The sequence below is a fragment of the Actinomadura soli genome (assembly GCF_005889715.1).
Classification (GTDB): Bacteria; Actinomycetota; Actinomycetes; order Streptosporangiales; family Streptosporangiaceae; genus Spirillospora; species Spirillospora soli.
On sequence record NZ_VCKW01000277.1, the window covers coordinates 1 to 10,329 of the forward strand.

Annotated in this window: 13 protein-coding genes; 7 read left to right on the forward strand and 6 right to left on the reverse strand. The window is 70.8% G+C overall.

The window, feature by feature from the left end:
- Together ETD83_RS34750 and ETD83_RS34755 are read left to right on the forward strand one after the other, a co-directional pair.
- Positions 1 to 1,805: alkyl/aryl-sulfatase (locus ETD83_RS34750; RefSeq protein WP_138649449.1), on the forward strand; the 1,805-nt coding region annotated here is incomplete at its 5' end.
- Positions 1,806 to 1,834: 29 nt separating this feature from the next.
- Positions 1,835 to 2,515, forward strand: coding sequence for a GAP family protein (locus ETD83_RS34755; protein WP_138649450.1), 681 nt, complete (start codon positions 1,835 to 1,837; stop codon positions 2,513 to 2,515).
- 76 nt (positions 2,516 to 2,591) lie between these two features.
- On the opposite strand, the gene ETD83_RS34760 is transcribed toward ETD83_RS34755, so the two are convergent.
- Together ETD83_RS34760 and ETD83_RS34765 are read right to left on the reverse strand one after the other, a co-directional pair.
- Positions 2,592 to 2,918: a transcriptional regulator gene (locus ETD83_RS34760; protein WP_138649451.1), complete on the reverse strand. Its 327-nt coding sequence runs from the start codon at positions 2,916 to 2,918 to the stop codon at positions 2,592 to 2,594.
- Positions 2,915 to 3,385 carry a hypothetical protein gene (locus ETD83_RS34765; RefSeq protein WP_138649452.1) on the reverse strand — a complete coding sequence of 157 codons (471 nt, stop codon included), beginning with the start codon at positions 3,383 to 3,385 and terminating at the stop codon, positions 2,915 to 2,917. Before ETD83_RS34765 ends, ETD83_RS34760 begins: the two co-directional genes overlap by 4 nt.
- A gap of 125 nt (positions 3,386 to 3,510) precedes the next feature.
- Between ETD83_RS34765 and ETD83_RS34770 the strand changes: the two genes are divergently transcribed.
- Positions 3,511 to 4,530: a DNA polymerase IV gene (locus ETD83_RS34770; RefSeq protein WP_138649453.1), complete on the forward strand. Its 1,020-nt coding sequence runs from the start codon at positions 3,511 to 3,513 to the stop codon at positions 4,528 to 4,530.
- A 14-nt stretch (positions 4,531 to 4,544) separates the two neighbouring features.
- On the opposite strand, the gene ETD83_RS34775 is transcribed toward ETD83_RS34770, so the two are convergent.
- Positions 4,545 to 6,014, reverse strand: a complete 1,470-nt coding sequence (locus ETD83_RS34775) for an MFS transporter (RefSeq protein ID WP_138649454.1) — start codon at positions 6,012 to 6,014, stop codon at positions 4,545 to 4,547.
- 96 nt (positions 6,015 to 6,110) lie between these two features.
- Here ETD83_RS34775 and ETD83_RS34780 point away from each other — a divergent pair, with 96 nt between their 5' ends.
- Entirely contained in the window at positions 6,111 to 6,794 is a 684-nt protein-coding gene (locus ETD83_RS34780; RefSeq protein WP_138649455.1) for a TetR/AcrR family transcriptional regulator, read from the forward strand.
- Here the strand turns inward: ETD83_RS34780 and ETD83_RS34785 are convergent.
- The 3 genes from ETD83_RS34785 to ETD83_RS34795 form a co-directional block, all read right to left on the reverse strand.
- Positions 6,761 to 7,201 (reverse strand): NADPH-dependent F420 reductase, encoded by a 441-nt coding sequence (locus ETD83_RS34785; protein ID WP_268920531.1) that lies wholly within the window; start codon positions 7,199 to 7,201, stop codon positions 6,761 to 6,763. The genes ETD83_RS34780 and ETD83_RS34785 overlap by 34 nt on opposite strands.
- Before the next feature lie 79 nt (positions 7,202 to 7,280).
- Positions 7,281 to 7,631, reverse strand: coding sequence for a winged helix-turn-helix transcriptional regulator (locus tag ETD83_RS34790; RefSeq protein ID WP_138649457.1), 351 nt, complete (start codon positions 7,629 to 7,631; stop codon positions 7,281 to 7,283).
- A 25-nt stretch (positions 7,632 to 7,656) separates the two neighbouring features.
- Positions 7,657 to 8,139: an Lrp/AsnC family transcriptional regulator gene (locus ETD83_RS34795; RefSeq protein WP_138649458.1), complete on the reverse strand. Its 483-nt coding sequence runs from the start codon at positions 8,137 to 8,139 to the stop codon at positions 7,657 to 7,659.
- 34 nt (positions 8,140 to 8,173) lie between these two features.
- On the opposite strand from ETD83_RS34795, the gene ETD83_RS34800 reads away from it, so the two are divergent.
- The 3 genes from ETD83_RS34800 to ETD83_RS34810 all read left to right on the forward strand — a co-directional run.
- Positions 8,174 to 9,004: an EamA family transporter gene (locus tag ETD83_RS34800; protein ID WP_138649459.1), complete on the forward strand. Its 831-nt coding sequence runs from the start codon at positions 8,174 to 8,176 to the stop codon at positions 9,002 to 9,004.
- 12 nt (positions 9,005 to 9,016) lie between these two features.
- Positions 9,017 to 9,997 (forward strand): aldo/keto reductase, encoded by a 981-nt coding sequence (locus tag ETD83_RS34805; protein ID WP_138649460.1) that lies wholly within the window; start codon positions 9,017 to 9,019, stop codon positions 9,995 to 9,997.
- Between the two features lie 148 nt (positions 9,998 to 10,145).
- The coding region (locus ETD83_RS34810) for a hypothetical protein (protein WP_205718045.1) at positions 10,146 to 10,329 on the forward strand (184 nt) is incomplete at its 3' end.

The following is a 10,329-nucleotide window of genomic DNA, read 5'->3' on the forward strand; positions in this document are numbered from 1 at the left end:
CGTTCGGGGACCGGACGGATTTCGAGAATGCTGAGCGGGGGCTGGTGGCGTCGCTGTCGCCGGGGGTGGTGCGGGACGCCGATGGACGGGTCGTGTGGGACAACGACGTCTTCGCGTTCCTCGACGGCCCGTGCCCGGAGACGGTGAATCCGTCGCTGTGGCGGCAGTCGCAGCTGTGCGCAAAACAGGGCCTGTTCGAGGTGACGGACGGCATCTACCAGGTCAGGGGCCTGGACCTGTCGAACATGACGCTGGTCGAGGGCGAGCGCGGGGTGATCGTCATCGACCCGCTGGTGTCGGTGGAGACCGCGGCCGCCGCGCTGGCGCTGTACCGGGAGCACCGCGGTGACCGGCCGGTCACTGGGCTGATCTACACCCATTCGCACGTCGACCATTTCGGTGGCGCGGAGGGTGTCATCGAGCCGGGGAATCCCGAGGGGGTGCCGATCCTGGCTCCGGCCGGGTTCCTGGAGAACGCGGTCGCGGAGAACGTGTACGCCGGGACCGCGATGGCCCGTCGCGGGGTGTACCACACCGGCGTCAACCTGGAGCGGAGCCCGGACGGGATGGTCGGGACCGGGCTCGGGCAGACCGCGTCCTCGGGACGGGTCTCGCTCGTCCCGCCGAACAAGGACATCACGCGCACCGGGCAGGACGAGGTCCTGGACGGCGTCCGGATCGTGTTCCAGCTGACGCCCGGCACCGAGGCCCCGGCCGAGATGAACTTCCATTTCCCCGGGCGGCGGGCATTGTGCCTGGCCGAGAACGCCACGCACAACCTCCACAACATCCTGACCCTGCGGGGTGCGCTGGTGCGCGACGCGCGGGTCTGGGCGCGGTACCTGGACGAGGCGATCACGCTGTTCGCCGACGACACCGACGTGGCGTTCGCGTCCCACCACTGGCCGACGTGGGGGCGCGGCGACATCGTGGCCTACCTGGCGCAGCAGCGGGACCTGTACGCCTACCTGCACGACCAGACGCTGCGGCTGCTCAACCAGGGCCACACCGGCGTCGAGATCGCCGAGATGATCGACCTGCCGCCCGCGCTGGCCGGCGCCTGGCACGCCCGCGGGTACTACGGGTCGGTCAGCCACAACGTCAAGGCGATCTACCAGCGCTACATGGGCTGGTTCGACGGGAATCCCGCGCACCTGTGGGAGCATCCGCCGGTCGAGGCGGCGAAACGGTACGTGGAATGCATGGGCGGCGCGTCCAAGGTCATGGCGATGGCCCGCGACTACAGCGGCCAGGGCGACCTGCGGTTCGCCGCGACCCTGCTGAACCACGTGGTGTTCGCCGACCCCGGCAACGCCGACGCCAAGAACGCTCTCGCGGACGTCTACCAGCGGCTCGGCGAAGGCTCCGAGTGCGGCACGTGGCGCAACTTCTACCTCACCGGCGCCATGGAACTCCACGAAGGCGCCAAACCTCTCCCGACCAGCATCGCCGGGGGGATGGCGGCCGGACTGACGGTCGAGCAGGTCTTCGACTCCATGGCGATCCGGGTGAACGGCCCCAAGGCGTGGGACGAGCACCTGACCATCGACTGGGACTTCACCGACACCGGCGACCGGTACCGCATGATGCTGTCCAACGGCGTCCTCATCCATCGGCGCGCCACCGGCGGCGCCGGAGGCGGTGACGCCGACCTGATGCTCACGCTGACCCGCCCGCACCTGTTCGCGCTCATCGCCGGAGGCGGCACCGACGGCATCACCAGCACCGGTGACGCGGCGGCGCTGCACCGGCTGCTCGCCGTCATGGACGGCGCCGAACCCGACTTCCCCATCGTCACGCCCTGACCGCCGCGGACATCGGAGAGGGGGCCGGTATGGGCGAGGTCATCGGGAATCTGCTGCCGCTGGCGATCGGGGTCGCGATCAGCCCGATCCCGATCATCGCGGTGATCCTCATGCTGCTGTCGCCGCGGGCCCGCACCACCGGGCCGGGGTTCCTGGCCGGATGGGCGGGCGGGATCGTGATCGCCACGACCGTGCTGGTGGTGATCGCCAATGCCATCGGGATGAACGGCTCGGCGGGGCAGCCCAAGACGCCGGTCTCGTGGATCGAGCTGCTGCTGGGCGTGCTCGTGCTGACCCTGGCCGCCCGGCAGTGGGCGTACCGTCCGGGCGAGGGCGCGGAGGCAGAGACGCCCTCGTGGATGAGGGCGATCGACGAGGTCACCCCGGCCAAGGCGGCGTCGCTGGGACTGCTGCTGTCGGCGGTGAACCCCAAGAACCTGATCATGTGCGTCGCCGCCGGGATCGCCATCGCGCAGGGCGAGCTGGGCGTCGGCAGCGAGGTCGTGGCGGTCGCCGTCTTCGCCGTGATCGCGGCGTGCAGCGTGGCGATCCCGGTGCTGGTGTACGTCGCCGACGCCGAGCGGATGCGCGGACCGCTGGACGACCTGAAGGCGTGGCTGGAACGCAACAGCACCACGGTGATGTTCGTGCTCCTGCTGGTCATCGGCGTCGTCCTGCTCGGCAAGGGCATCGGCGGCCTCATCGACTGACCGTCCCGCCGCCCCATCCTCGCCCACGGTGCACCACCCCCGGACGCCGCCTGGAAGGTCGACCGCTGACCCGGCGCTACTCCGGTGCCTGGTCGACGATCTTGCGGAGGGCGGCGACGTGGCCCCGGTAGGCGGCGCGGCCCGTGGCGGTGAGTTCGAGCCACACCCGCTGCCGGGTGTCGCGCACCGCCTTGCGCTGCTCGACGTAGCCCGCGTCCATCAGGACGCTCACATGCTTGCTGAGCACCGAGGCGCTGACGTCCAGCCGCTCCTGGACCAGGCTGAACTCGATCTGGTTCACCGCGTCGAGCATCGCGCAGATGCGCAGCCGCTGGGGCGCGTGGATGACGTTGTCGAACGCGTCGGGGGCCTCGGCACCGCCCGCCGGGGCCTGCCGGGTCATGACGACCGTCCGCCCTTCAGCCGGTGATGCACGCCGAAGGCGATGATGCCCGCCGCGGCGACCACGGTGATGGCCCCGGGGCCCCAGGGCGGGTCGGCGACGCCTTGCACGAGGGCGTACAGGCCCAGCAGCGGAATCATGATCACGGCGAACGGCCGGATCTGCCGGTCGTTCAGCCACATCAGCACCCGCATCCGCTTGACGACCACGTGCATGAGGAGCCCGAGCCCCGCCGCCCAGACCGCCACCCCGGCGAGGAGGATCACCGCCCCGGACGGCGGGTCCGGGGTCAGCGACACCAGGGGGCCGATCGGCGCCGTCCAGATCCCGAGGGCGATGAAGTACCACAGGGGCGTCCGGATGCCGGACAGCTCGGCGCGGGTCTGCTCGACCTCGTCCAGGGCCGCCGCGGCTTCGCTGGGAGTCGGCCGGGGGCTCGGCGCACCTGCGCTCTCGTGTGTTTCCATGGTGGAAACTATGGTTCTTAGTTTCCATTCTGTCAACACACGACTTTCCGTTGCGGCAAGGGGCGTGCCCGCTCGCAGGGCCCCGCGCTGTGTGGCGTTTGTGCTGGTAGAGGGACAATGGTGGGGTGGCTCGATGGGTCCTGCACGTCGATCTGGACCAGTTCATCGCCGCCGTCGAGGTGCTCCGCCACCCGGAACTGCGCGGGCGGCCGGTCGTCGTCGGCGGTGACGGCGATCCGACCAAGCGCGGCGTGGTGAGCACGGCCTCGTACGAGGCCCGTGCCTACGGCGTGCACTCCGGGCTGCCGCTGCGGACGGCGGCCCGCCGCTGCCCCGACGCGGTGTTCCTGCCCGTGGACAGAGACCTCTACGAGTCGGTGTCGGACCAGGTCATGGCGACGTTGCGGAGCCTCGGCGTCGTGGTCGAGGTGCTCGGCTGGGACGAGGCGTTCCTGGCCGTCGACGGCGACCCGGAAGCGATGGCGCGCGAGATCCGCGACCGGGTGCGCGCCGCGACGGGCCTCGAATGCACGGTGGGCATCGGGCAGAACAAGCTCCAGGCGAAGCTGGCGACCGGCTTCGGCAAGCCCGCCGGGATCTTCCGGCTCACCGCGGACACCTGGTTCGACGTCCTCGGCGCCCTCCCGGCGGACGCGCTCTGGGGCGTCGGCGCCAAGACCGCGAAACGGCTGAAGAAGCTGGACATCACCACGGTCGGCGAACTGGCCACCGCCGACCCCGCCGCTCTCGCCAGTGAGTTCGGCCCCACGAACGGCCCGTGGCTGGTGCTGCTCGCGCGGGGGCTCGACACATCGCCGGTGAGCGACGCGCCGCACGTCCCGAGGTCGCGCGGCCGGGAGACCACGTTCCAGGACGACCTGCCGGACTGGGAGGACGTGCGGCGCGAGGTGTCCGAACTGGCGCGCCGGGTCGCCGCCGACGTCGCCGAAGAGGGGCGGGACGTCGCCCGCGTCATCGTCAAGGTCCGGTACGCGCCGTTCATCACCCAGACCCACGGCCGGACGCTGGAGGCCCCGTCCGTCGAACCGGACCTGATCGAGGCGGCCGCCCTCGCCGCTCTCGACGCGTTCCCTGGACGCCGCCCCGTCCGCCTCCTAGGCGTCCGCGCCGAATTCCAACGCTGACCAGGAATTGTTGATCATGTGGAATGGCCGTATTCCACGCTCTTTTCGGTCTCGTCGGTAGCGGGCTCCTCGATGGGGCGCCGGCGTGACCGGCGGGTGAGGAGGAGGGGGGTGGTGAGGAGAGCGGCGGCGAGGAGGATGGTGAAGGCGATCGTGAGGGCTGTGGTGTAGCCGTGGACCACCGCCGCCGTGGGGGTGGCCTGGGGGTGTGCGACGAGGTACGACGCGGCGGTGCTGGCGGCGACCGTGTTGAGCAGGGCGGTGCCCAGGGCGGCGCCGAGTTGCTGGGACGCGTTGTATGCCGCTGATGCCGACCCGATGTCCTGATGGTCTATCGCGGTGGTGGCCAGGCCGGCGGTGGGGGGCATGACGAGGCCGATGCCAAGGCCGGTGAGGACCAGGGCGGGGACGAGGTACAGGGCGAAGACGTCCGTGGTGGATGCGGTCAGCCGCGTCAGGAGCAGCATCCCCGCGGCCGCGGCGAGGAGGCCGGGGAGGATGAGCGCGGCCGGGGGGACGCGGCCGTGCAGGCGTCCGGCGATGAGGGTCGAGGCGAGCAGGGCGGCCAGGGCGTTGATGATCAGGGTGAGGCCCGCCTCGACGGGTGAATAGCCGAGGACGGTCTGCGTGTAGTAGCTCATGAAGAGGTAGAAGCCGAACATCGCGACGAACATCAGGGTGATCGAGAGGAAGGCGCCGGCCCGTGCGCGGTGCAGCAGGATCCGCATGGGGAGGAGGGGGCGGCGGGTGCGCAGTTCGACGATGACGAACAGCGTCAGCAGGACGACTCCGGCGAGGAGGGCCAGCGCGGAGTTCCGTTTGTCGGACTCGGCTTCGGCGAACGCGTAGACCACCGCCGCGAAGCCCGCGGCGCTCAGGAGTGCGCCCGGCACGTCCAGCCCCTGGCCGCGGCGGTTCGGCTGGTCGCGGGGCACGAGTGCCGCGCCGAGGACGGCGAGCAGTGCGATGGGGACGTTGACGTAGAGGCACCAGCGCCAGCTCGCGTACTCCGTCAGCAGTCCGCCCGCGATCAGACCGATGGCCGACCCCGCGGCGCCCACCGCCGCGAACACTCCGAAGGCGCGGCCGCGTTCGCGTCCCCCGGTGAAGCTGATCGTCAGGAGTGAGAGGCCGGCGGGGGCGAGCGCGGCGGCGAACACCCCCTGCAGGGCCCGTGCCCCGAACAGCATCTCGGGGCTCGTGGCGGCGCCGCCCAGTGCGGACGAGCCCGCGAAGCCCAGCAGGCCGGCGATGAACGTGCGGCGGTGTCCCACCGCGCCGCTGATCCGGCCGCCGATCAGCAGGAGGCCGCCGAAGGCCAGCGCGTACGCGGTGATGGCCCACTGCCTGGCGGTGTCGGACATCCCGAGCGCGTGCTGCGCGGACGGCAGCGCGATGTTGATGATCGTCCCGTCCAGCACGACCAGGAGCTGGGCCGCGCTGACCGCGAGGAGCGTCGCCCAGCGCCTTCGACCGTCTTCCACTGTGTCTCCCTAACATTGTTTGGGACTGCCTAACGTTGTTCGATTCATCGAACACTGTAGCCTGATAGGGCGACCGGTTGGTGCGGGAGGGGTGCGATGGGCAAGTCGAGTGATGTGCGCAGCGTCTGGCTGCGGCCCCGGCGCGAGCAGCGGGGGGAGCCGCCGCTGACGCACTCCCGTATCGTCGCGGCGGCGGTGGCCCTGCTGGACGAGGAGGGCATCGACCGGCTCACCATGCGGCGGCTCGCGGAGCGGCTCGATGTCGTCGCGCCGTCGCTGTACTGGCACGTCGACACCAAGGACGACGTGATCGATCTCGCGGTCGACGCGATCTTCGGGGAGGCCCCGCCGAAGCCGGGTGCCGGACGCGCGCAGGAGTGGCGCGACGACGTCACGGCGGTCCTGGCCGGCTGGCGGGCCGCGCTGCTGCGCCACCCCTGGGCCGCCGCGGTCCCGGCGCGGCGGCGTCCCACCATCGGCCCGAACTTCCTCGCCGGGATGGAGATCCTCCAGGCGACGCTCGCCCGCGCCGGGTTCACCGGCCAGAGCCTCTCGGCGGCGACCTGGGCGCTCTACAACCACGTCATGGGGTCCGCCACGTCGCAGACCGCTCTGCACATCACCGACGAGGAGCGCCGCCTGGGGCAGGAACAGCTGCGGGCGGCCCGTGACCGGTATCCGACCCTGGCCGCCAACGGCTATCTCTACGACGACGACTGGGACGGGAGCTACAGCGCGGGGCTGGCCTACATCCTCGACGGCCTGGAGGCGCAGCTGTAGGCGGGCTCCCGGGACGGCGGACGCTGGAGGACGTCAGCGTTCCTCCAGCGAGCGGAAGGCGAAGACGGACAGCGGGTCGGCGCCGGAGAACAGCAGCCGGATGACGATGATCGCCATGGCCTCCAGATGCCGGGCCTGGGTGAGGTCGCGTCGATCACGGCCTTGCCCGCCAGGGTGCCCTCGGGCGCGCCCGCCGCGCGGAGCGTCCCGTCCAGCCCGGCGAGGAGCACCGCGACCAGGACGGCGTCGCCGAACTCGGCGGCCTCGCGCAGCGTCCCGGCGCGGGCGCCGATCCGGTTGGCGAGGTCGGCGGCCTTGCCCGGCGTGCGCCCGCCGACGAGCACGTCATGCCCGGCCCGTGTCCAGCCGGACGCCAGCGCCTCGGTCATCCTCCCGGCTCCGAGCACACCGATCTTCAAAGCGTCCTCCGTTGGTTCGAGGTCCTGCCGCAGGACGCTAGAAAGGCGTGAGGAACCGGGAGGTTCCCTATGGGAGGGCCTCGCGGGCGTCCAGGAGGGCGGCCGAGTTGTCCTCGGCCCACCGGGTCAGCGCCGACACCGGGACCAGGAGGCTGCGGCCCAGGTCGGTGAGGCTGTACTCGGTGCCGGGCGGGGCGGTCCGCAGGGCGCGCCGCTCGACGAGACCGTTGTCGCCGAGCCGGCGCAGCGTCTGCGTCAGCATCTTGTTGCTGATGCCGCCGACCGCGCCGCGCAGCTCGGAGTACCGGGCCGGGCCGCGTCCGAGCGCCACGATGACGACCACGGACCACGTGTCGGCGATCAGATCGAGCGTCGTCCGGGCGGGGCAGTCGGCGAGGAACACGTCATGGGCGACCACGACGGAAGCCTAAGCGAAGCCCGGGTCAGCCGAGGGGGAGCGGACGCCGGGGGACGGGAGCCGACTGCAGGATCGACGTCGTCGTCCGCGCGTACGGGGTGAGGCGGTCGAGGATCGGCTCCAGCTCCTCGACCGTCCGCAGGTGGGCGATGAAGAAGAAGCAGTCGTCGCCCGTGATGCGATGGCATTCGACGATCGCCGGGATCTCGTCGGCGATCTTGGGGATGCGGCTCAGCTCGCGCGGGCTCGGGTTCACCCGGACGAGGATCGTGATCGGGAAACCGAGCGCGACCGGGTCGACCGACGCGTGGTACCCCGTGATCACGCCCGTCTCCTCCAGCCGCTGGACGCGCTCGGCGACGGCCGGCGCGGACAGCGCGACGCGGCGGCCCAGGTCGGCGAGGGTGGCGCGGCCGTCCCGCTGCAGCTCGGTGAGGATCTGAAGGTCGATCGCGTCGAGCGGCTTGGGTTCGTAGGCGCGGCCCGGCCGCCCCCTTCGGTTCGCCATTCCTCCAACCTACGAACCCGCCGACGATACGGCCATGTCCTTTCCGCCCTGGTCGTACTTCGTCGGCAGCGCGGTCTTCCACTATCTGGGGCCGTCGTTCGCCGTCCTGCTCTTCTCCCGCGTCGGGCCGCTGGGCGTCGCCGGATTGCGGATCTGGAGCGCCGTCCTGGTGTTCCTGCTGTGGCGCCGCCCATGGCGGACGTGGCGGACGTTCAACCGCGACACCTGGCGGACGATCGTGGCCTGGGGCGCCGTGCTCGCGCTCATGAACTCGTCCTTCTACATGGCGATCGAGCGGCTCCCGCTCGCGACCGTGGCGGCGATCGAGTTCCTGCCCGTCATCGGGCTCGCGGCACTGGGAATGCGGACGCCCCGCAACCTCACCGCCCTCGCCGCCGCCGTCGCCGGCGTCTACCTACTGACCGACGTACGCCTGGAAGGGGAGCCCCTGGGATTCGTCTTCGCTTTCGCGAATGCCGCACTGTTCGCGCTCTACGTGGTGGTCGCGCACAAGGCGGCACAGTCGGACGCGGGAGGCATCGACGGGCTGGCCATGGCGATGCTGGTCGCGACGGTGTTCGTCCTGCCAATTGGGGGCGTGCAGGCGGTGACCGTCCTGACAGACCCGGTCGCGCTTGCCGCGGGCATAGGGGTGGGCATCTCGTCGTCCGTCATCCCCTACGTGTGCGACCAGCTCGCCATGGCGCGCCTAAGCCGTGCTACCTATGCGCTGATGGTCGCCTTACTGCCCGCCACCGCGACCGTGGTAGGGCTTGTCGTCCTGCAGCAGGTACCCGTGGCCACCGAATTCGCTGGAATCGGGTTGGTGATCGCCGGTGTGTCGTTGCACCGTGGAGAACGTTGAAAGGAGCCGTTCATGGAACAGGTACGTCTCGGCACGACGGGAACGAAGGTCTCGCGCATCTGCCTCGGGATGATGAGCTACGGCGACCCGTCCAAGCGGGCGTGGATCCTGGACGAGGGCGACGCGGAGCCGATCGTCCGGAGGGCCGTGGAAGCGGGCGTGACATTCTTCGACACCGCCGACGTGTACGCGGAGGGCACGAGCGAAGAACTGACCGGACGTCTGCTCCCGAAGTTCTTCGCCCAGCGGGACGACTACGTCCTGGCCACGAAGGTCTGCCTCCCCATGGGACCGGGGCCGAACGACCGAGGGCTGTCGCGCAAGCACATCTTGGCGAGCATCGACGATTCGCTACGGCGGCTTGGCGTCGACTATGTCGACCTCTACCAAATCCACCGATGGGACTACGAGACGCCCATTGAGGAGACCATGGAGGCCCTGCACGACGTCGTGAAATCGGGCAAGGCCCGGTACATCGGCGCGTCCAGCATGTTCGCCTGGCAGTTCGCCAAGGCCCAGCACGTCGCGGACACCCACGGCTGGACGAAATTCGCCACGATGCAGAACCACTACAACCTCATCTACCGAGAAGAAGAGCGGGAGATGGTGCCGCTGTGCCTCGACCAAGGCGTGGGCCTTATCCCGTGGAGCCCGCTCGCGCGCGGGATGCTGGCCGGGAACCGGGAGCGCGGCGGCGAGCGCAAGACCGTCCGGTCCCAGAACGACGCCTATGGGGACAGCCTGTACACGGAGGACGACTTCGACGTCGTCGATGTGGTCCGTGAGGTGGCGGGAGAGCGGGGCGTCCCGGCGGCCCAGGTCGCGCTCGCGTGGCTGCTCGGACGTCCCGGGGTGACCGCGCCCATCTTCGGAGCGACGAAACTCACTCACCTGGAGGACGCGATCGCCGCCGAACGCCTGGAGCTGGACGAGAAGGAGGTCGCGCGGCTTGAGGCGCCGTACCGGCCGCACCCGATCCTCGGGCATTCCTGACATAACGCGGCGCTGGACGTCCCCGGGCAGGAACGGTCCGGGGGCGTCCGGCGTCTATCCAGGGTGGTGATTTGCGATACCACGGGCGATCGGGGCAGGCTGGTGGCCAGAACGCCCACGGACGGCAGACCGCTGAAGGAGCCCGACGATGACCGAGAATGACGGCACGCAGGGGCCGCAGCGGCCGTTGCCGGAGGACGAGGGGCAGCCCACGCCGCCGGAGGCGCAGGAGCCTCCCGCCCGGCCGCTGGGCGACCGCACCGTGGTGTTCGGAGCGCCGCAGCTCGGCGGGACCGGAGCGGCCCAGCCGCCACCGCCCGCCCAGCCCGAAC

What these genes read in the sequence shown, in the direction of transcription:
- ETD83_RS34755 (WP_138649450.1), top strand. Translation starts at nt 1,835, where the DNA reads ATGGGCGAGGTCATCGGGAATCTGCTGCCGCTGGCGATCGGGGTCGCG.
- ETD83_RS34760 (WP_138649451.1), bottom strand. Translation starts at nt 2,918, where the DNA reads ATGACCCGGCAGGCCCCGGCGGGCGGTGCCGAGGCCCCCGACGCGTTC.
- ETD83_RS34765 (WP_138649452.1), bottom strand. Translation starts at nt 3,385, where the DNA reads ATGGAAACACACGAGAGCGCAGGTGCGCCGAGCCCCCGGCCGACTCCC.
- ETD83_RS34780 (WP_138649455.1), top strand. Translation starts at nt 6,111, where the DNA reads ATGGGCAAGTCGAGTGATGTGCGCAGCGTCTGGCTGCGGCCCCGGCGC.
- ETD83_RS34795 (WP_138649458.1), bottom strand. Translation starts at nt 8,139, where the DNA reads ATGGCGAACCGAAGGGGGCGGCCGGGCCGCGCCTACGAACCCAAGCCG.
- ETD83_RS34800 (WP_138649459.1), top strand. Translation starts at nt 8,174, where the DNA reads ATGTCCTTTCCGCCCTGGTCGTACTTCGTCGGCAGCGCGGTCTTCCAC.
- ETD83_RS34805 (WP_138649460.1), top strand. Translation starts at nt 9,017, where the DNA reads ATGGAACAGGTACGTCTCGGCACGACGGGAACGAAGGTCTCGCGCATC.